Raw genomic sequence first — 19635 nt, forward strand, 5'->3', positions numbered from 1 at the left:
GCAGAACTGGCAATGTGACCACGCCGACTGCAAATAAATTGCAAACCATTGCTATAAATCCGCGGCATCGTCGACAAATTCACCTGCGACCGGCATCTCGCCCATCCTCGTCGGAATGTTCAGCCCGAAATGCAGATACGCATGACGGGTGACCACGCGCCCGCGAGGTGTGCGCATGATATAGCCTTGCTGGATCAAATAGGGCTCCAGTACGTCTTCAATTGTGTGACGCTCTTCACTGATCGCGGCCGCGAGGCTGTCGACACCGACAGGCCCGCCGTCAAACTTCTCGATCATGGTCAGCAGTAGACGCCTGTCCTGATGATCAAAGCCGTGCTCGTCGACATCCAGCAGGTTAAGCGCCTTGTCGGCTGTCTGCCGGGTGATCTGACCATTGCCACGCACCTGGGCGAAGTCCCGCACGCGGCGCAACAAACGGTTGGCTATACGCGGCGTACCACGGGCGCGTCTGGCGATCTCGAACGCACCTGCGGGCTCGATGACCAGCCCCAAAATGCCTGCCGAACGAGCCACGATCGTCGAAAGATCGGCAATATTGTAGAACTCCAGGCGCTGCACAATCCCGAAGCGGTCGCGCAGCGGGTTGGTCAGCATGCCCGCGCGGGTGGTTGCGCCAACCAGCGTAAACGGTGGTAGATCAAGCTTGATCGAGCGTGCTGCAGGGCCTTCGCCAATCATGATGTCGAGCTGGAAGTCCTCCATCGCCGGATACAGCACTTCCTCGACAATCGGTGATAACCGATGAATCTCGTCGATAAACAGCACGTCGTTCGGTTCAAGGTTGGTCAGGATTGCCGCCAGATCACCGGGCCGCTCCAGCACCGGGCCGGAGGTGCTCTTGATCGACACGCCCATTTCCTGGGCGATGATATTGGCCAGGGTCGTCTTGCCCAGACCGGGCGGGCCGAAGATCAGCGTGTGGTCCAGCGCCTCGCTGCGGCCTCGGGCAGCCTGGATGAACAGCTCCATCTGCTCGCGCACGGTGGGCTGGCCGATATAGTCCGCAAGGCTGAGCGGGCGAATCGCACGATCCAGCTGTTCATCACGATCACGGCCGCCAACGGCGGTTATCAGGCGGTCGGCATCTATCACTTAACCCATCCCCTTCAACGCACGGCGAATCAGATCTGCACTGCTCAAGTCTTTTTCCTTGATCGCGGAGACGGCCTTGCTCGCCTCCTGAGGTTTGTAGCCCAGCGAAATCAGCGCACTGACCGCATCGGACTCGGCCGAGGCCACGGGATCTGCGTGATTCGGACCATTGGAAACCAGTGTAAAAGTGCCTGGCAAGCTCTCCCAGGCCTTGAAACGATCCTTGAGCTCGACCAGCAGACGTTCGGCAGTCTTCTTGCCGACACCGGGGATACGGGTCAGCGCGGACGTATCCTGAGCCTGAACGCAGCGCACCAGCTCATCGACTTCCAGACCGGACATCAATGCCAGCGCCAGCTTCGGCCCGACGCCGTTCAGACGGATCAGCTCACGAAACAGCTCACGCTCGCGTTTTTCATAGAAGCCATACAGCAGATGCGCGTCCTCGCGAACCACCAGATGGGTGTGCAAGGTCACGGTCTCGCCGACATGCGGCAGCCTGTACAGCGTCGTCATCGGCACTTCCAGCTCATAGCCAACGCCGTTGACATCCAACACCAGGTGCGGAGGCTGTTTTTCGGCAATGGCGCCGCGTAAACGTCCAATCACGTTTCAGATCCTCTCGTGTTGCCTGTCGCTTGCGCGAAGAAGAAGTTGAATACAATCATCGCAGGAGTAACCGGCCTGCAAGTAAAAATATGCGTGCGAATGATGCAATCAGAGCCTTAACCGACCGCCACGACTGCGCGCCGTGCCCAGCCCGTGGGGAATCAGACTGGAACGCGTGTGTGCGTGACACAACGCGATGGCGAGGGCATCGGACGCATCGATTTGCGGCTTCTGGGTCAGTTTGAGCAGATGCATGACCATCATCATTACCTGCTCTTTATTGGCCCCGCCCGTCCCGGCCACCGCCTGTTTGACCTGAGTGGCTGTGTACTCGGCGATTTCCAGTGCCTCTTCGGCCCCTGCGACGATAGCCGCCCCCCTCGCCTGCCCCAGCTTGAGCGCCGAATCGGCATTGCGCGCCATGAACACCTTTTCGATGCCCATCGTCACGGGCCCGTAGGTCTTGATGACCTCACGCACACCACGATAGACGATCTGCAAACGCTCATGCAGCTCGCCGCTGCCGGTGCCGGTGCGAATACACCCCGAGGCCACGTAAACGCAGCCACGCCCGGTGTCACGCACCACGCCATAGCCGGTGATTCGCGAACCGGGGTCGATACCAAGAATAAGAGTCATAACGCCTGCAGCTTGAGAAGGTCACGCAAAACAATAGGTGCAGCATAAAGGCAGAAGCCGGAGGCCGATAGCTGCGTGATGTGCACAGCGTCGTTCCCCCGGCTTCTGACACGGTGTTACCTGTCGGCGATCAGCCCAGTTGCTCCATGACTTCATCGGGGATTTCCGCATTTGAATACACGTTCTGCACGTCATCCAGGTCTTCAAGCATGTCGATCAGCTTGAGGACTTTTTCAGCGGTTTCCAGATCGAGCACAGCACTGGTGGTCGGTAACATGACGATTTCTGCATCTGCAGCCATGAAACCGGCCGCCTCCAAAGCGTTACGAACCGCGTAGAACCCGGAGAACGATGTGAACACGTCGATCGAGCCGTCGTCGTTGGTCACGACATCGTCGGCATCGGCTTCCATGGCGGCCTCGATCAGGGAATCCTCATCGACGCCAGCAGCAAAGGAAATCTGGCCCTTGCGATCGAACAGGTAGGCAACAGAGCCGTCGGTGCCAAGATTACCACCGCACTTGGTGAACGCATGGCGAACCGCCGCCGCGGTGCGGTTGCGGTTGTCGGTCATGGTTTCGACCATGACCGCTACGCCACCCGGGCCGTAGCCCTCGTAACCCAGCTCTTCGACATCGTCGCCATCTGATGCACCCACGCCACGCGCCACGGCGCGATCAATGGTGTCACGGGTCATGTTCGCACCAAGCGCCTTGTCCAGCGCCAGACGCAGACGCGGATTGGAACCCGGATCGCCACCGCCCTGACGCGCAGCAACGGTCAGCTCACGAATCCATTTGGTGAAAATCTTGCCTTTTTTGGCATCCTGACGCTCTTTGCGGTGCTTGATGTTCGCCCACTTAGAATGACCTGCCATTTTCCGCTCCAGATTCTTTTGAAACACCTTCACCTTTTGCCCCGAACAACCAGGCAAAAAGCTTCACTCAATGAGGGTAATACAGGGCGTATCGACGATACGCCCTGTCCGGCATCACTCGGCTTTTGGCTGCTCGCGCAGACGGATGTGCAACTCGCGCAACGCTTTGGCATCGACAACGCCAGGCGCCTGGGTCATGACATCGGCCGCGCTCTGGGTTTTCGGGAAGGCGATGACTTCACGAATCGATTGCGCGCCGGTCATCAGCATGACCAGGCGGTCGAGACCGAATGCCAGGCCACCGTGCGGCGGTGCACCGTACTTCAAGGCATCGAGCAGGAAGCCGAACTTCTCCTGCTGCTCGTCTTCGGCGATGCCCAGCAGACGGAATACCGCCTGTTGCATTTCCTTGCGGTGGATACGGATCGAACCGCCACCCAGTTCGGTGCCGTTGAGCACCATGTCGTAGGCACGGGAAAGCGCCGTGGCAGGGTTGGCTTCCAGCTCTTCAGGCGTGCACTTGGGTGCAGTGAAGGGGTGGTGCAACGCCGAGAAGCTGCCGTCGTCGTTTTCTTCGAACATCGGGAAGTCGACGACCCACATCGGCGCCCACTCGCAGGTGTGCAGCTTGAGGTCGTTACCGATCTTGATCCGCAGCGCGCCCAGAGCTTCGCTGACGACCTTGAATTTGTCCGCACCAAAGAAAACGATATCGCCATCGACCGCGCCCACGCGATCAAGGATGACGTTCAGGTTTTCTTCAGGGATGAACTTGACGATCGGCGACTGCAAGCCCTCAGGCCCTTTCGCACGCTCGTTGACCTTGATGTAGGCCAGGCCTTTGGCGCCGTAGATGCTGACGAACTTGGTGTAGTCGTCGATCTGGCTGCGCGCCATGCTGGCAGCGCCCGGTACACGCAGTGCGGCAACACGCCCTTTCGGATCGTTGGCCGGACCGCTAAACACCTTGAATTCCACGGCATTGAGCTGATCGGCGACGTCTACCAGTTCCAGCGGGTTGCGCAGGTCCGGCTTGTCGGAACCGTAGCGACGCATGGCTTCTTCGAAGGTCATGTGCGGGAAGTCACCGAACTCAACGTTCAGAACTTCCTTGAACAACTGGCGAACCATCTTCTCGGTCAGACCAATGATGTCTTCCTCGTTGAGGAAGCTGGTCTCGATGTCGATCTGGGTGAATTCCGGTTGACGGTCAGCACGCAGGTCTTCGTCGCGGAAGCACTTGGCGATCTGGTAATAGCGGTCGAAGCCGGCCACCATCAGCAGTTGCTTGAACAACTGAGGCGATTGCGGCAGCGCGAAGAAGCTGCCCGGATGTGTGCGGCTAGGGACCAGATAGTCACGAGCGCCTTCCGGTGTGGCACGGGTCAGGATCGGCGTCTCAACATCGAGAAAGCCGTTTTCATCCAGATAACGACGAATGCTGGTGGTGATACGCGAACGCAGACGCAGCTTTTCAGCCATTTCCGGACGACGCAGATCGATGAAGCGATAACGCAGGCGCGTTTCTTCGCCGACATCGGAATATTCGTTCAGCGGGAACGGCGGAGTTTCGGACTCGTTCAGTACTTCGAGCTCGTAGCCCAGCACTTCGATGGCACCGGATGCCATGTTGGCGTTGACGGCACCGGCAGGACGGGCGCGGACCTTGCCGACGACCTTGACCACGTACTCGCTGCGCACACGGTCGGCGGCAGCGAAGCTGTCTGCACGATCGGGGTCGAACACTACCTGAGCCATGCCTTCACGGTCGCGGATATCAAGGAAGATAACGCCCCCGTGGTCACGACGACGGTGGACCCATCCGCAAAGGGTAATTTCCTGGCCTTCCAGACTCTCGTTCAGTTGGCCGCAATAATGGCTGCGCATCATGATGGTGTTTTCACTTCTCGTAATTCGAATTCGGTGGCGCTTTCGCTCCTGGCTTGCGCTCGGTGGCACAAGACACCGGCACAAGGTTCAAACCAGCCTTGGCCCATGCAGAGTCACGCCCGCTAGCAAGACGGAGGATTATATAGAGTTAATTGCCAGCGTGCAGCCGAACGAACCTATCCCGTCCGGATAAGTTCGTGAGCGCCCCCCACAGCCCGGCAGTGCTACTGTGGAGGGAAGCAGGCCCGCCGAAGCGGACCCGCAGAAATGAGGACAAGGTCGAGCTAGGCGTGGGAATTTTCCAGGCGATCGCCTTTCAACAGATGCGCAACGCAGACAACACGAATCAGGCCACTGAAATTTTTGACCCCGCCGTAGCGCAAGTGAACCTCCCTATCGATGTAGGACAACACCGCATTGACGGAACATTCATTGGAAGTTGCGATGCCTGTAAGAATATTCCAATAGACGTTCTCTAGCCGCAGGCACGTTGCCAGACCGTTGAGCCGAACCGATTTCGAGTGAGGCTGCGCCAGCGTCATATTGAAATCCTCGACAAAAGGATCATGGCGTATTTCCACCTCCCGCGGTAAAGCTTTAACCTCTCGTTCAACACCTCGTAATATCATGACAACCACCTCGAATCATTAAATTCAAAACACCAGAAGAAATATTAAAAAACAAATAAATGCTTCGATGTATAAAACAGGATTCAAGACTATATATCCAGCCGCCCCTACACTCTGTAACTGTAGGACATGGCTACAGCACGCAGCGGAATATCGTTTAACTTTGAAGGGCTAATGAATAGACGTTGAAAGCCCACGAAATTAGCGACAGGCAGAGCACGCCAAGGTCTGGGGCCTACAGCGCAGCGCCCTTGAACCGAAAACGTAGTAGCAGCCAGACAAGTGCTGACTGCAAGGCGGCAGGTGAAAGCAGAGATACAGAGCAGGCGAGCGGCACTGAAAGCCACTCGCCATAGCGGTTACTTCGACTCAAGCATCGAGCGGAGCATCCAGGCAGTCTTTTCATGAACCTGCATGCGCTGGGTCAACAGATCAGCGGTCGGCTCGTCACTAACCTTATCCAAAAGAGGAAAGATACTACGAGCAGTGCGGACAACGGCTTCTTGACCTTGAACCAGACTTTTGATCATATCTTCAGCACTTGGCACACCTTCTTCTTCCTTGATGGAAGACAGGCGAGCATACGTCGAGTAAGTGCCGGGTGCCGGGAAGCCCAGCGCGCGAATACGCTCGGCGATAGAGTCAACCGCCAGCGCCAGTTCGTTGTATTGCTCTTCAAACATCAGGTGCAGCGTGCGAAACATCGGCCCGCTGACATTCCAGTGAAAGTTATGAGTCTTGAGGTAAAGCACATAAGTATCCGACAGCAGATGCGAAAGACCGTCCACGATCGATTTGCGATCCTCTTCACTGATACCAATATCGATTGCCATGTTTCATGCCCTTTTAGTGAGGATTGAAAATCAGTAACGACCGCTACTCTATCAAGAGAACCCGAATGGTGCAGCTTTCCGTGCAGCCCACGCCGTCCGTAAAGGGCCAGCCAGAAATTCTTCCAGCGGTTCGACGCCGTAGCAGGGGTCGTTATCAGCGGACCTTTCAGACACATAGAGGGGAAACATCACCAAACCCGACTCGAGCGCTCTGCGCCGGTACTTGTAGAGGCGCACTACAGCGCCTTGCTGCCCATGCAGGGCTGGCTCAGGGGGCGTTATTGATTGCTGATTTGAGTAGCATCGGTGTTTGCTGTTAAATACACGGCGTGTCGCCAATGAGTTGCCATTCAGCATCGGCGCATAGGCTGGCCCACCGCTCGTGCATCACGCCTCATCTTGTTCAGAAGCGTACCGGGCGTTACCCGCTATTTCTTGTAATCCTTCTTGCATGTGAGCTTTTTAAAATGTTGAAAATCGTCCATCTGGTAACGGGAGCAGCAGCCCTGCTGCTTTCTTTCATACCCAGTCTGCGCAGCGAAGCCGTGTCCCCCTACCTGCAAAACCCTGACGCGCTTTGCCTCGCCTTTCTTGGGTTGCTTAACCTGATACTCGCTCCGGTGATCCCTTACTGGAATCGAGGCCCACGACACAATCTGCAAAATCTGGTCAGCGCCCTGCTTGTCATTGCGGTAGTCGCGCAAACGCTGACATTGCTTGTTCCATTACAGATCATTGCCGGTCAACCTGCAGTCATTGTGAGCCTTGCCATCGCCATTGTGGCCGTCGCCCTGCATCTGGGTGTCAGCTTTTACAGGTCCTACTCCCCTTCGCCCGCCACTCAAAGTCACGACATGGGAAATCGCGATACTGGCACCGTAAAGTGGTTCAACACATCCAAAGGCTTCGGCTTTATCTCCCGGGATTCGGGCGACGATATTTTTGTGCATTTTCGAGCCATTCGCGGTGAAGGTCACCGCGTGCTGGTCGAGGGCCAACGCGTCGAGTTCTCTGTCATGAACCGCGACAAGGGCCTGCAGGCTGAAGATGTCATCGCTGCCCTGCCCCGCCGCTGATTGCCTGAATCAATAATTTGCTTCAGGCATTAAAAAACCGCGACATCCCAGCGGACGTCGCGGTTTTTTTATGCAGACAGATCAATAGTGAGGTGGCGGTGCATCTTCCTCGAACGTATCGAACTGGCTGCCCATCTCCTCCTGGCGCTTGATCATCGCCGCCATCTGCTGCTGCAGATGATCAAACTCGCGCCGCTGCTTTACCAGCACATCATTGAGTGCCTGAATCGTGTCGTCCTGAAAGGCCATACGACTTTCCAGCTCCATGACTCGCTCTTCAAGGTTCATGGCCGCTCTCCCTCAAATCGAAAATCATTGGTCAGTGCAGGCTTGAGCTGCCGGCAGATCTCTGCAAATTGCTCATCGGAATAGGCAACCGCCGCATGCTTGCCCCAGACGGGCGCAGGCCACGCAATGTCGTCACGCTTGCGCGCAATGACGTGCATATGAAGCTGGCTGACCACGTTGCCCAGTGCAGCAACGTTGATTTTATCCGCAACGAAGACCTCCTTCAGCACCTTCGACAGCGCAGTCGTTTCCTGCCAGAGCTGCAGTTGATCCGCGGCGCTCAGTTGGAACACCTCGGTGATATCAGCCCGACGCGGCACCAGAATGAACCATGGGTAATGTGTATCGTTGGAGAGCAACAGGCGGCACAGCGGGAAGTCGCCGATGGGCAAGGTGTCTTGTTGAAGACGAGAATCCAGAACGAACACGATAAAAAACTCCTGACGGCCAGGTGAATGTACCTGCCCTGTGGGTAACAGGGTGATGCGAGATGCCACGCAGAATACTAGGGTTCTTGCCAAGCTTCACCCGCTGGCGTGTCCGCGCACCAGAATGCGCCCCACAGAATTCGAATCGCACCGATTTGACGCCGTAACCGGGTACCCATGCCGATGAATACGGGACAAGCCGCCACATGCAGACCTGCCGCCTGACTCTGGTACACGAAAATGAAACAACCCTTCCCTCACCATAGGCGTCGCCCGGACCGTGCTCCAGGTTCAAGCGAAGCGGGCAATCACTGCACCAAAACAACACACCGCTGTTGCAACAGCAACACTGCGGGTTCTTTTTCTACTCAATTGGCAGGGCCTCAGGTAACGCTTTGGGGTGAAAAAACCACGCATAGATGCACCGATGAAAAGCTATCGCTATTTTTACAAAATTAATATATCTATATAAATCAATTACTTATTATAAAAACGCAATGCGAATTCTGATTTTTCACAAATTTTTTCATTTCCAGGAACTTTGTGCACGCTTGTTGCTTTATCACCCACATGATCAAAGCATCCCTGGCGGAAAACAGGGATGAAAGGATCAAGGGAAAAGGCGTACGACCCTGGGAGACGTTTCGGTGGTCTGGGCTTGAGTCGATCTGATCAGGCACAGAACGTAGCGACGAGATCCGGACACACTTGAGTAAAGGCACTGTGCCTGCTTCACACGACGTGCCGAACACCCTGTCGTAAAGAATCTGAAAGGATAGAGCTGTACCTATAGCAACCAGCGTCAGCGTGATATAGATTCCGCCGACCAAAAATAGAAAGAGCCGCCCAGATAAAAAAACAGGTGGACGGCAAAAATCTTCTAAAAACCAAAGGAGCAATCACGATGAGAGTGATGAAGTGGAGCGCAATCGCACTGGCCGTTACGGCAGCCAGCACCCAACTGGCAACAGCGGCACCTTTCGTCAGCGATCAGGCTGAGGCCAAGGGTTTCGTCGAAGGCAGCACGCTTGACCTGAAGTTGCGCAATTACTACTACAACCGTGACAGAAAGAATAATCCCGCTCCGGGCGGCCGTAGTGACAAAGACTGGACTCAGGGCATCTGGGCCAACTTCAGCACTGGCTACACCCAAGGCACTATAGGTGTCGCCGCAGAGGCCTTCGGTTACGGCGCCCTCAGACTCTGGGGTCCAGACAAGTATTCGGGCTCGGGCAACCTGGTTACCGACTCCAATGGCGACAACGAAGCAACACAAGGTAAATTTGGCGGTGCTGTGAAATTCCGCGTTTCGAAGACAGAGCTGAAAGTGGGCGACATGCAGCCGACCAGCCCTGTATTCGCAGTTGGCGGTTCGCGCATACTGCCTCAGACCGCTAGCGGCCTGAGCCTGCAGAGCAGCGAGATTGCCGGTCTTGACCTTGAAGCTGGACATTTTTACTCAGGCACAAGCCAGGATGACACCAGCCACAACGGTAGCATCTGGGCAACCTACGCCAATGGTTTTAATGGCCTGAAAGCTAATAGTGCGGATTTCCTGGGCGGTAAATACGCAATAACCGACGGCCTGGGCGTAGCTTTTTACGCAGCCAAGCTCGAAGATATCTGGGATCAGTACTACGGCAACGTGAACTACGCGCTGCCTCTGGGCAATGACCAGTCCTTGGCGTTTGACGTCAACCTTTATCGCACACTTGACGAGGGTAGCTCCAAAGCTGACTCGATCAACAACACTACGTACTCAGCTTCGGCAGCCTATTCCTTCTTGGCAGCGCACACCGTTACTGTCGCGTATCAGAAGGTCGACGGTGACACTCCATTCGACTACATCGGCATCGGCGACAATAATCGTGGTGGCGACTCTATCTTCCTGGCCAACTCCGTTCAGTACTCTGACTTCAACGGCCCGGGCGAAAAGTCGTGGCAGATTCGCTATGACCTGAACATGACTCCTTATGGCGTTCCTGGCCTGAGCTTTATGACTCGCTACCTCAATGGTGACAATATTGACGGTACCAAAGTGGATGCCTCCAGCCTGTACGCCAACATGTACGGCGCAGACGGCAAACACCACGAAACCAACCTTGAAGCTAAATATGTAGTTCAGGCTGGCCCGGCGAAAGATCTGTCCTTCCGCATGCGTCAAGCCTGGCACCGCGGCAATGATGCTCAGTCAGACGGCGACGTCAACGAGTTCCGCCTGATTGTCGATTACCCGATCTCGATCCTGTAATCACAACTCAGCACTCGTTAATAGAAGAAGCCCGGCGCATGCCGGGCTTCTTCATTTTCATCAAGACCTGAAATACCCTCCCGCCATCTGCATGCCCGCCCTGCCCTGTACGCGACCGGAACACCTCCGTACAATGCAAGGTCATTTCCAGTCTCAGCAACCGACAACGGCCTACCATGCGCACCAGTCAATTTTTGCTCGCCACACAGAAAGAAACCCCTTCCGATGCGGTCGTGGTCAGCCATCAGCTGATGCTGCGTGCCGGCATGATCCGTAAACTGGCGTCCGGCCTCTACACTTGGCTGCCCATGGGCCTGCGCGTGCTGCGCAAGGTCGAAGCGATCGTTCGTGAAGAAATGAACGCTGTCGGCGCACTTGAAATTCTGATGCCCGGCATTCAGCCTGCAGAGCTGTGGCAGGAATCCGGTCGCTGGGAGCAATACGGCCCGGAGCTGATGCGCCTGGTCGACCGCCACAACCGCGAATTCTGCCTGGGCCCGACCCACGAAGAAGTCATCACCGATCTGGCCCGCAATGAGCTCAACAGCTATAAACAGCTGCCGATCAACATGTACCAGATCCAGACCAAATTCCGTGACGAGATCCGCCCGCGCTTCGGCCTGATGCGCGGCCGCGAGTTCGTCATGAAAGACGCCTACTCGTTCCACGCCGACAACGCTTCGTTGCAGGTCACATACGACCGCATGCACCTGGCGTACAGCAACGTATTCAGTCGCCTGGGCCTGAAGTTCCGCCCGGTCGAGGCTGACAACGGCTCGATCGGTGGCGCAGGCTCGCACGAGTTCCACGTCCTGGCCGAATCCGGCGAAGACGATATCGTGTTCAGCAACGGCTCCGATTACGCCGCCAATATCGAAAAAGCCGAGGCAGTGCCTCGCGAAAAAGCGCGTGCGGCCGCTACTGAAGAGCTGCGCCTGGTCGACACACCGAATGCCAAGACCATCGCGCAACTGGTCGAAGGCTTCGGTTTGCCAATCGAAAAGACGGTAAAGACGCTGGTTGTGCACGCTGCCGAAGAAGGCAAGCTGATCGCGCTGATCATTCGCGGCGATCACGAACTCAACGAAATCAAGGCCAGCCAGCAAGAACTGGTCGCCAGCCCGCTGGTGATGGCGTCCGAAGCAGAACTGCGTGACGCCATCGGCGCAGGCGCAGGCTCGCTCGGCCCATTGAATCTGCCGCTGCCGTGCATCATCGACCGTTCGGTCGAGCTGATGAGCGACTTCGCCGTCGGCGCCAACATCGACGACAAACATTATTTCGGCGTCAACTGGGAGCGCGACTTGCCGGTGCCGACCGTTGCTGACCTGCGTAACGTGGTTGCCGGCGATCCAAGCCCGGATGGCCAGGGCACGCTGGAAATCAAACGCGGTATCGAAGTGGGCCACATCTTTCAGCTGGGCACCAAATACAGCGAAGCGATGAAGTGTCAGGTACTGGGTGAAAACGGCAAACCGGTCAATCTGGCCATGGGTTGCTACGGTATCGGCGTTTCTCGAGTGGTTGCCGCCGCCATCGAACAGAACAGTGACGAAAACGGCATTATCTGGAACGACACACTGGCACCTTTCCAGATCGCGCTGATTCCACTGCGTTACGAAACCGACGCCGTCCGTGAAGCGACAGACAAACTGTATGCCGAGCTGACCGCCGCCGGCTTTGAAGTGCTACTTGATGACCGCGACAAGAAGACCAGCCCGGGCATCAAGTTCGCCGACATGGAACTGATCGGTATTCCGCATCGCATCGTGGTCAGTGATCGTGGCCTGGCCGAAGGCAATCTGGAATACAAGAGCCGTACCGAGTCGCAACCGCAAGCCATTGCCGTCGCGGATGTGCTGTCGTTCATTCAGGGCCGAGTGAAACGCTGAGCCACAAGGCGCACCTGCCTTACAGGTGCGCCGCTCATCACTTACCCCATCCGCATCAGAGATCCCATGCTCAAACGAAGCACCTTAAGCCTCGGCAGCGCCGTTCTGTGCGGCACTTTTCTCGTCGGCGGCTGTGCCAACCAGTTATCGCAACGCAGTGAGCACGAAGAGCGCGTCGAGCGCAAACTGCTCGAACACACGCTGCAAGTCGACATTGGCGAACCCAAAACGCTGGAGTTGCCGCAACGGCGTGTGCGGATTCACGAACACAAGTCATTCGAAGTCACCGATTTCGAGGTGACGCGTCACTATGACCGCTACACCCCTTATCAGCCGTGGCGGGAAATCTACGAGATCCCGCTTGGCGCGGTTGCAGTCGTCGCTGGCGTCGGCGCGAATGTGGTCAACGTGTTTGCACTGGGCAACTTGCCGGAAAGCATGACCAAGGACTGGATTCACTATGGAGTGGCTGGCCTGAATCCATTCATGAACGCCCCTTCCCATGGTCGCGCCCAGCAGAATCTTGCGAGTATCGATGAGGTCCAGAAGGACAAGCGAATCGAGAACTCCACGCTGCCATGGAATGAGCGCCCGGTGATGGTCAAGGCCGGCAACCAAACGCATGAAATGAGCACTGACCGCAACGGCGTGTTGCGCCTGAATCTGCTGGACAGTCCGTTTGCCGAACAGGACCTGAGCCGCATCACGCGCATTTACATCAATGTCGAAGATGATCAGGACAGCGCACACGCCAATGCCAGCTTGCCGATCAGCCATTCTCTGCGCGGTAAATTGCTGGAGGCGCATGCGCTGATCTACGACGACCTGGAAGATGACGAGGTCAGCCAGTGGGTGCATCGAGTCAAACGCCTCTCTGACATGGGCCTGGAAGAGGAAGCGAGCGAGCTTGAGCAAAGCCTGATCGAACTCACGCGCAACGATCCGCAGTTGCAGGGCGAGTTTCTCAAATCACTTGCCAGGGACGCTGGTCGACTGGTCGCGGTTCCCGCCCAAAGCGAGTAATGCGAGCGGCTGCGGGATGCAACCGCAGTCCTCCATTACGTTGAAAACAACTCCAACTGCTCATGAGCGTCGCGCAGGTCGTGCAGACGCACGCCGATGCCCAGCAACCGAACCGGCTTGCCACCCCGGGCAAACGCCTGCGTCAACAACTGCTCATAGCTACCCAGATCCCTGCCTGCCCCGGACTGTTCAAGCGTGGTCTGTGTGAAGTCATGAAACTTCACTTTGACGAACGGTTTGCCGGGGCGGTACTGCCCCTCCATTCTTTCCATGCGCGTACCCAGGGTTTCCAGCAAGGCGGGGAGCTTTTCCAGGCAGGCGGCCAGATCGGGTAAATCTGTGTCGTAAGTATTTTCAACACTGACTGACTGACGTCGGCTGTCGTTTTGCACCGGCCGGTCATCTATCCCGTGCGCCAGACTCCAGAGACGCTCGCCGAAGCTGCCGAATTCGCGTACCAGCGCGAGCTTGCTACGGCTGCGCAGGTCCGCACAATCGACGATTCCTAGCCGACCCAGCTTGTCGGCAGTCACCTTTCCGACGCCGTGCAGCTTGGTCACCGGTAACGAAGCAACGAAATCCTCGACCTGATCCGGCGTAATCACGAACAAACCGTTGGGCTTTTTCCAGTCGCTGGCGATTTTGGCCAAAAACTTGTTGGGGGCCACGCCCGCCGAAACCGTGATGTGCAACTGATTCGAGACCCGACGCCGAATGTCCTGGGCGATGCGCGTGGCGCTGCCGGAAAAGTGATGGGTGTCAGATACGTCCAGAAACGCCTCATCCAGCGACAAAGGCTCGATCAGGTCGGTGTAATCACGAAAGATGCTGTGAATTTCCCGCGAGGCTTCTTTATAAGCCTCCATGCGCGGCTTGACGATGGTCAGGTCCGGGCAGAGCTTGAGCGCATGGCGAGACGACATGGCCGAGCGCACCCCATACGCACGCGCTTCATAGTTACAGGTAGCAATCACCCCGCGCCGTTCCGCAGAGCCGCCCACCGCCAGCGGCTTGCCGGCGAGTTCGGGCTCGTCACGCATTTCGATGGCTGCATAAAAGCAGTCACAGTCGATGTGGATGATTTTGCGCTGCGTCATGACCTGATGGGATTTTGCAATCAATGGCTGCGCAGTATCTCACCCGTATCAACAAGTAACACCCCATGATGCAAAAGGCAGCGGAAAAATCGCGTAGCCGGCCACAAGCGCGACCTTTATGGCCCGACAATCCAGTCATAACTGCACCAGTGCTGGACCAAACGGTTGATCTGCCTCGCTAAGCGATTGAAGAAAAAGCACTTTTTTAAAACTAGCCATTGACACCCCGCCATCTCTCTGTAGAATGCCGACACACAGACGCGGGATGGAGCAGTCTGGTAGCTCGTCGGGCTCATAACCCGAAGGTCGTCGGTTCAAATCCGGCTCCCGCAACCAAACATCAAAAAAGGCTACTCGAAAGAGTGGCCTTTTTTGTGCGCGCCTGAAAAGTGCTTCGCTCACGCTTGCTTCTCCGGTTCGCGACGAAAACTCCCTGTGGAGAAAAACACGCATCACCACTCATTTACCTCCTTTCGAGATTAAGGGTTGACACTTTCGCGTTCGGCTGTAGAATGACGCCACACAGACGCGGGATGGAGCAGTCTGGTAGCTCGTCGGGCTCATAACCCGAAGGTCGTCGGTTCAAATCCGGCTCCCGCAACCAAACATCAAAGAAGGCTACTCGAAAGAGTGGCCTTTTTTGTTTGCGCTGGAAAAACACTCCACGCAACTGCTAACTGTCTGACAAAAAAGACTATTTCCAAAGCCCTTTGAAACCCTATCATCACATCTGTAACGTAATGCTTTCATTGACGACAGTTTTAGCATGCGCTGCCGATAGGCTTGTTACTAAGCTGATCACGACTGAACCGTAGCTGAACAGCTTCAACCGGCTCGATTCGCTATTCGCTCGTTAGGCGTTGACGCGCTAACATCCTGAAATATTTTCTGCGTAGGGATTGGTAACTTGGCTGTATACCTCCATCCTGTCGCGCACGATCCAAGGAGTGATTGATGCGCGACAAAATGTCCGATTCCGATGAAACAGATGATGCAGAACAACAAGGCTCCGCACCGCGCCTGAACTGGCGGGAGCTGCTGAGCAAATACCGACAGCCTATCGGGCTGGCGGTGATGCTGCTGTTGTTCGGTCTTGCCCTGATTGCCTGCCGCCACATGCTGGTCGAAATGGACTGGTATGCGCTGCACGACTCGTTGTTCGCAGTCCCCCTGCCCGCTCTGGGCGGAGCGCTGCTGGCGGCAGTCATTGGCTATGTCATTCTCATGGGCTATGAACTGTCCGCCAGTCGCTACGCCAACGTCGACCTGCCGACCAAAACGCTGATACTCGGCGGCTTTACCTCGTTTGCCATCGGTAACGCGGTAGGCCTGTCGATGCTCTCCGGTGGATCGGTGCGCTATCGCCTGTACTCACGCTACGGCGTGGGGGCAATCGAAATCGCCCGCATGACCGTATTTGCCAGCCTTTCACTCGGCTGCGCGTTGCCACCACTCGCTGCATTGGCAACGCTGAGCAACCTGTCCGGTGCCTCACTGGCGCTCAAGCTTCCGGTAGAAGTGCTGGCCGTCGTTGCCACAGCCGTATTGATCGGCAGCCTGCTGCTGGCGGCCTTCGTCTATCGTCGTCGCTTGCCGGAACAGAACATTGCGCACAATATTCTGGTCCGCCTGGGTCGCCGCACCCTGCGCCTTCCGAACCTGAAGCTGACCCTGATCCAGCTGGTGATCACCGCGCTCGACGTCGCCGCCGCCGCGATGGTGCTGTACCTGTTGCTGCCGCATGCGCCACCTCTCGGCGCGTTCATCCTCATTTACCTGCTGGCACTCGCGGCAGGCGTACTCAGTCATGTGCCTGGCGGCGTTGGCGTGTTCGAGGCCATTCTGCTCGCAGCGTTTGCCAACGAACTGGGGGCTGCCCCTCTCGCCGCTGCGCTGCTACTGTACCGCCTGATCTACGTAGTGCTGCCACTGCTGCTGGCCTGTCTGACCCTGCTGTTTACCGAAGCCCAGCGCCTGCTGCCGACCAAGCAAGCCATGCGCGTTGCCTCGGGGCTGGCGGCGCCCATTCTGGCCCTACTGGTTTTCTTGTCGGGGGTGGTGCTGCTCTTCTCTGGTGCCACCCCTGAAATCGATACCCGGCTGGAAAACGTCGGCTTCATGATTCCGCATCGGCTGATCGACGCTTCGCACTTTGGTGCCAGCCTGGTCGGCGTGCTGTGCCTGCTGCTTGCCCAGGGCCTGCGTCGTCGACTGTCTGCCGCCTGGATGCTGACGTCCATTTTGCTGCTGGTAGGTGCAGTGCTGTCGATACTCAAGGGCTTCGACTGGGAAGAGGCCAGCATGCTGCTGCTGACCGCCTGCCTGCTGCTGACCTTCCGTCGTTCGTTCTACCGTCCAAGTCGCCTGCTGGAGTTGCCGTTCTCGCCGCTCTACCTGATTGCCAGCATCTGCGTGGTCGGTGCGTCTATCTGGCTGCTGCTGTTCGCTTATCAGGACGTGCCCTACAGCCATCAACTGTGGTGGCAATTCACCCTTGATGCGGACGCGCCGCGCGGGCTGCGTTCGGCGTTGGGCAGTGCGGTGTTGTTGGTCGTGGTCTCGCTGACCTGGCTGCTGCGCACCGCAAGGCCGGTGATCAAGCTGCCCGATGCCGCCGACCTGGACAAGGCCGCCGAAATTCTCAAGGCCTCCAGCCAGCCCGATGGTGGGCTGGTTCTGACCGGCGACAAGGCCATTCTGTTTCACCCGACCGGCAACGCGTTTCTGATGTACTCGCATCGCGGGCGCAGTCTGGTGGCGCTGTACGATCCGATCGGTCCGACCCAACAGCGTGCCGAGCTGATCTGGCAATTCCGCGACCTGTGCGACGTGCACCATGCTCGCCCGGTGTTCTACCAGGTGCGCGCGGAAAACCTGCCGTTTTATATGGACATCGGCCTGACGGCGATCAAGCTTGGCGAAGAAGCGCGTGTGGATTTGCGACGCTTCGACATCGAAGCCAAGGGCAAGGAGATGAAAGACCTGCGCTACACCTGGAACCGTGGTGGGCGTGACGGGCTTTCGCTGGAAATATACGAGCCGGGTCAAGCGCCCATCGACGAGCTGAAAGTCATTTCCGATGCCTGGCTAACCGGCAAGAACGTGCGCGAAAAAGGCTTCTCGCTGGGCCGTTTCAGCCCTGAGTACCTTGAGTATTTCCGCATTGCCATCGTGCACTTTCAGGGCAAGCCGGTAGCCTTTTCCAACCTGCTGGAAACCACCAGCCCGGAACTGGCCAGCCTAGACCTGATGCGCTCGCACCCGGACGCTCCGAAACTGACCATGGAGTTCATGATGGTCGGTCTGATTCTGCATTACAAAGCCCAGGGCTACGCACGCTTTAGCCTGGGGATGGTGCCGCTCTCCGGCCTGCAACCGCGACGCGGCGCGCCGATCACTCAGCGTTTGGGGTCGATGATCTTCCGACGCGGCGAACAGTTGTACAACTTCCAGGGGCTGCGCCGCTTCAAGGACAAGTTCCAGCCCGATTGGGAACCTCGATATATGGCCGTGCCTGCCGGACTTGATCCGCTTGTGGCACTGGCTGACACCGCCGCCCTGATTGCGGGCGGCCTGACTGGATTGGTGAAACGCTGATGATTCGACGCTCCTGGCGCCTTTTGCTCGCAGCCCTGGCAATTGTTCTTTTTATCGTAGCTTCGGGCGTATGGATCTGGACTCGCCCCGCTCCACCCGCATCGCTGGAACACCTGGACCTGGAAGGCGGTGCGCCACTGACCAGCGTGACACCGGCCACCACCATCAAGACCCGCATTGCACTGGCAGTCACCGCCGAAGAAATGCTCACTGACAAGCAATTGCTGGCGATCAGTAAAGATGCTTCGGCACGTATCATTCAGGTGGTGTTGCCCAAGGACGACTGCGTACTGCAACAGAAAACCTTTCAGGCTGCCCTGCAGAAGCTCGACGGCCCAGCGAAGGTTGTCGGCGGCATAGGCCCTGGCGCAACGCTGGCGTGGCGCTGGCTGGCGGAACAAACTGACGACAAAGCGCAGGCCATCTCCGTCGGCTTTGCGCTTGAACATGTTTCCAATCCTCCGCCTGTTCTGGAGGAGGACGAGAAGCCGCCACAAATCTGTGACGTGCCGCTGCCACAAAAAGCTGCACACGGGCACTGGCTGGCCGCCTGGAACGACGCACCGGATGATCCGAGTGCAGCGTTCGTGCGCGATCAGACCAATGCCGAAACCAGCATCAGCGACTACGACATTCCGCTGCCGCAGGTCCTCAACAGCGAGCTGCGTCACCTGCTGCTTGGTGAAAACGACAGCGGCGGCCTGGGCATCCCGACCGTCGAAGTGCCGGCAAGCCAGCCTTCCGACACCGTGACGCTGTTCATGTCCGGTGACGGTGGCTGGCGCGACCTGGACAAGGTCGTCGCAGGCGACATGGCCAAGATGGGTTATCCGGTCGTGGGCATCGACGTGCTGCGCTATTACTGGGAACACAAGACGCCGGAACAGACCGCTGCCGACCTCACCGACCTGATGAACCACTACCGGCAGAAGTGGGGCACCAAGCGCTTCATTCTGGCGGGCTATTCGTTCGGCGCCGATGTCATGCCTGCCATCTACAATCGCCTTGCAGCGGATGATCAGAACCGGGTCGATGCGATCATTCTGCTCGCCTTCGCTCGCACCGGCAGCTTCGAGATTCACGTAGACGGCTGGCTTGGCAACGCAGGCAAGGAAGCCACCACCGGGCAGGAAATGGCCAGACTGCCAGCCGCCAAGGTGTTCTGTGTGTACGGCATCGAAGAGAAGAAAGACAGCGGTTGTACCGACACCACCGCAGTCGGCGAGGCCGTTCAGTTGCCCGGTGGTCATCACTTTGATGAAGACTACCCGGCACTGGCCAAGCGCCTGATCGATGCCATCAACAAGCGTCAGGGCAAGGTTGCCGCTCAGTAAGCATCGCCTATCGAAGTCTGCTGCCATAAAAAATCCCGGCACCGTAAGGTCGCCGGGAT

At 57.3% G+C, this 19635-nt stretch carries 16 protein-coding genes and 2 tRNA genes; 8 read left to right on the forward strand and 10 right to left on the reverse strand.

What is annotated here, in order from left to right:
- Nucleotides 1-51: 51 nt before the first annotated feature.
- The 7 genes from ruvB to PSPTO_RS20635 form a co-directional block, all read right to left on the reverse strand.
- Nucleotides 52-1113 (reverse strand): Holliday junction branch migration DNA helicase RuvB, encoded by a 1062-nt coding sequence (gene ruvB / locus PSPTO_RS20605; protein ID WP_010209286.1) that lies wholly within the window; start codon nucleotides 1111-1113, stop codon nucleotides 52-54.
- On the reverse strand, nucleotides 1114-1722 hold the full coding sequence (ruvA, locus tag PSPTO_RS20610; protein WP_007245442.1) for a Holliday junction branch migration protein RuvA: 609 nt from the start codon (nucleotides 1720-1722) through the stop codon (nucleotides 1114-1116).
- Between the two features lie 108 nt (nucleotides 1723-1830).
- Nucleotides 1831-2361 (reverse strand): crossover junction endodeoxyribonuclease RuvC, encoded by a 531-nt coding sequence (ruvC, locus tag PSPTO_RS20615; RefSeq protein WP_011104812.1) that lies wholly within the window; start codon nucleotides 2359-2361, stop codon nucleotides 1831-1833.
- A gap of 130 nt (nucleotides 2362-2491) precedes the next feature.
- Complete coding sequence (locus PSPTO_RS20620; RefSeq protein ID WP_011104813.1) at nucleotides 2492-3238, reverse strand: YebC/PmpR family DNA-binding transcriptional regulator; 747 nt, start codon at nucleotides 3236-3238, stop codon at nucleotides 2492-2494.
- Between the two features lie 114 nt (nucleotides 3239-3352).
- Complete coding sequence (gene aspS / locus PSPTO_RS20625) at nucleotides 3353-5128, reverse strand: aspartate--tRNA ligase (RefSeq protein WP_011104814.1); 1776 nt, start codon at nucleotides 5126-5128, stop codon at nucleotides 3353-3355.
- Between the two features lie 284 nt (nucleotides 5129-5412).
- A complete protein-coding gene (locus PSPTO_RS20630; protein WP_007245440.1) occupies nucleotides 5413-5757 on the reverse strand; it encodes a ribbon-helix-helix domain-containing protein in 345 nt (114 codons plus the stop codon).
- 359 nt (nucleotides 5758-6116) lie between these two features.
- Nucleotides 6117-6590 carry a Dps family protein gene (locus PSPTO_RS20635; protein ID WP_003314356.1) on the reverse strand — a complete coding sequence of 158 codons (474 nt, stop codon included), beginning with the start codon at nucleotides 6588-6590 and terminating at the stop codon, nucleotides 6117-6119.
- A gap of 467 nt (nucleotides 6591-7057) precedes the next feature.
- Between PSPTO_RS20635 and PSPTO_RS30545 the strand changes: the two genes are divergently transcribed.
- Nucleotides 7058-7666 (forward strand): cold-shock protein, encoded by a 609-nt coding sequence (locus PSPTO_RS30545; protein WP_044390721.1) that lies wholly within the window; start codon nucleotides 7058-7060, stop codon nucleotides 7664-7666.
- A gap of 81 nt (nucleotides 7667-7747) precedes the next feature.
- Here the strand turns inward: PSPTO_RS30545 and PSPTO_RS20645 are convergent, their stop codons facing one another.
- Entirely contained in the window at nucleotides 7748-7954 is a 207-nt protein-coding gene (locus tag PSPTO_RS20645; protein ID WP_005766070.1) for a SlyX family protein, read from the reverse strand.
- Nucleotides 7951-8382, reverse strand: a complete 432-nt coding sequence (locus tag PSPTO_RS20650) for an HIT domain-containing protein (protein WP_011104815.1) — start codon at nucleotides 8380-8382, stop codon at nucleotides 7951-7953. Before PSPTO_RS20650 ends, PSPTO_RS20645 begins: the two co-directional genes overlap by 4 nt.
- A gap of 904 nt (nucleotides 8383-9286) precedes the next feature.
- Between PSPTO_RS20650 and PSPTO_RS20655 the strand changes: the two genes are divergently transcribed.
- The 3 genes from PSPTO_RS20655 to PSPTO_RS20665 all read left to right on the forward strand — a co-directional run bounded on the left by PSPTO_RS20655 (nucleotide 9287) and on the right by PSPTO_RS20665 (nucleotide 13548).
- A complete protein-coding gene (locus tag PSPTO_RS20655) occupies nucleotides 9287-10633 on the forward strand; it encodes an OprD family porin (protein WP_011104816.1) in 1347 nt (448 codons plus the stop codon).
- Between the two features lie 176 nt (nucleotides 10634-10809).
- On the forward strand, nucleotides 10810-12525 hold the full coding sequence (locus tag PSPTO_RS20660) for a proline--tRNA ligase (protein WP_011104817.1): 1716 nt from the start codon (nucleotides 10810-10812) through the stop codon (nucleotides 12523-12525).
- Nucleotides 12526-12591: 66 nt separating this feature from the next.
- Entirely contained in the window at nucleotides 12592-13548 is a 957-nt protein-coding gene (locus tag PSPTO_RS20665) for a lipoprotein (RefSeq protein ID WP_007245435.1), read from the forward strand.
- Nucleotides 13549-13583: 35 nt separating this feature from the next.
- Here the strand turns inward: PSPTO_RS20665 and dinB are convergent, their stop codons facing one another.
- Complete coding sequence (gene dinB, locus PSPTO_RS20670; RefSeq protein WP_011104818.1) at nucleotides 13584-14645, reverse strand: DNA polymerase IV; 1062 nt, start codon at nucleotides 14643-14645, stop codon at nucleotides 13584-13586.
- A gap of 259 nt (nucleotides 14646-14904) precedes the next feature.
- Here dinB and PSPTO_RS20680 point away from each other — a divergent pair.
- The 4 genes from PSPTO_RS20680 to PSPTO_RS20695 all read left to right on the forward strand — a co-directional run bounded on the left by PSPTO_RS20680 (nucleotide 14905) and on the right by PSPTO_RS20695 (nucleotide 19576).
- Nucleotides 14905-14981 (forward strand) — tRNA-Met (locus PSPTO_RS20680).
- A gap of 191 nt (nucleotides 14982-15172) precedes the next feature.
- Nucleotides 15173-15249: transfer RNA gene (locus PSPTO_RS20685), tRNA-Met, on the forward strand.
- 350 nt (nucleotides 15250-15599) lie between these two features.
- Nucleotides 15600-18242 carry a bifunctional lysylphosphatidylglycerol flippase/synthetase MprF gene (gene mprF, locus PSPTO_RS20690; protein WP_011104819.1) on the forward strand — a complete coding sequence of 881 codons (2643 nt, stop codon included), beginning with the start codon at nucleotides 15600-15602 and terminating at the stop codon, nucleotides 18240-18242.
- Nucleotides 18242-19576 carry a virulence factor family protein gene (locus PSPTO_RS20695; RefSeq protein ID WP_011104820.1) on the forward strand — a complete coding sequence of 445 codons (1335 nt, stop codon included), beginning with the start codon at nucleotides 18242-18244 and terminating at the stop codon, nucleotides 19574-19576. Before mprF ends, PSPTO_RS20695 begins: the two co-directional genes overlap by 1 nt.
- Nucleotides 19577-19635: the final 59 nt, after the last annotated feature.

Source organism: Pseudomonas syringae pv. tomato str. DC3000, from assembly GCF_000007805.1.
GTDB classification, from domain to species: domain Bacteria; phylum Pseudomonadota; class Gammaproteobacteria; order Pseudomonadales; family Pseudomonadaceae; genus Aquipseudomonas; species Aquipseudomonas avellanae.

Excerpts from the sequence above, each read along its gene's own strand:
- ruvC (WP_011104812.1), bottom strand. The coding sequence starts at position 2,361 with ATGACTCTTATTCTTGGTATCGACCCCGGTTCGCGAATCACCGGCTAT.
- PSPTO_RS20620 (WP_011104813.1), bottom strand. The coding sequence starts at position 3,238 with ATGGCAGGTCATTCTAAGTGGGCGAACATCAAGCACCGCAAAGAGCGT.
- aspS (WP_011104814.1), bottom strand. The coding sequence starts at position 5,128 with ATGATGCGCAGCCATTATTGCGGCCAACTGAACGAGAGTCTGGAAGGC.
- PSPTO_RS20630 (WP_007245440.1), bottom strand. The coding sequence starts at position 5,757 with ATGATATTACGAGGTGTTGAACGAGAGGTTAAAGCTTTACCGCGGGAG.
- PSPTO_RS20635 (WP_003314356.1), bottom strand. The coding sequence starts at position 6,590 with ATGGCAATCGATATTGGTATCAGTGAAGAGGATCGCAAATCGATCGTG.
- PSPTO_RS30545 (WP_044390721.1), top strand. The coding sequence starts at position 7,058 with ATGTTGAAAATCGTCCATCTGGTAACGGGAGCAGCAGCCCTGCTGCTT.
- PSPTO_RS20645 (WP_005766070.1), bottom strand. The coding sequence starts at position 7,954 with ATGAACCTTGAAGAGCGAGTCATGGAGCTGGAAAGTCGTATGGCCTTT.
- PSPTO_RS20655 (WP_011104816.1), top strand. The coding sequence starts at position 9,287 with ATGAGAGTGATGAAGTGGAGCGCAATCGCACTGGCCGTTACGGCAGCC.
- PSPTO_RS20660 (WP_011104817.1), top strand. The coding sequence starts at position 10,810 with ATGCGCACCAGTCAATTTTTGCTCGCCACACAGAAAGAAACCCCTTCC.
- PSPTO_RS20665 (WP_007245435.1), top strand. The coding sequence starts at position 12,592 with ATGCTCAAACGAAGCACCTTAAGCCTCGGCAGCGCCGTTCTGTGCGGC.
- dinB (WP_011104818.1), bottom strand. The coding sequence starts at position 14,645 with ATGACGCAGCGCAAAATCATCCACATCGACTGTGACTGCTTTTATGCA.
- mprF (WP_011104819.1), top strand. The coding sequence starts at position 15,600 with ATGCGCGACAAAATGTCCGATTCCGATGAAACAGATGATGCAGAACAA.
- PSPTO_RS20695 (WP_011104820.1), top strand. The coding sequence starts at position 18,242 with ATGATTCGACGCTCCTGGCGCCTTTTGCTCGCAGCCCTGGCAATTGTT.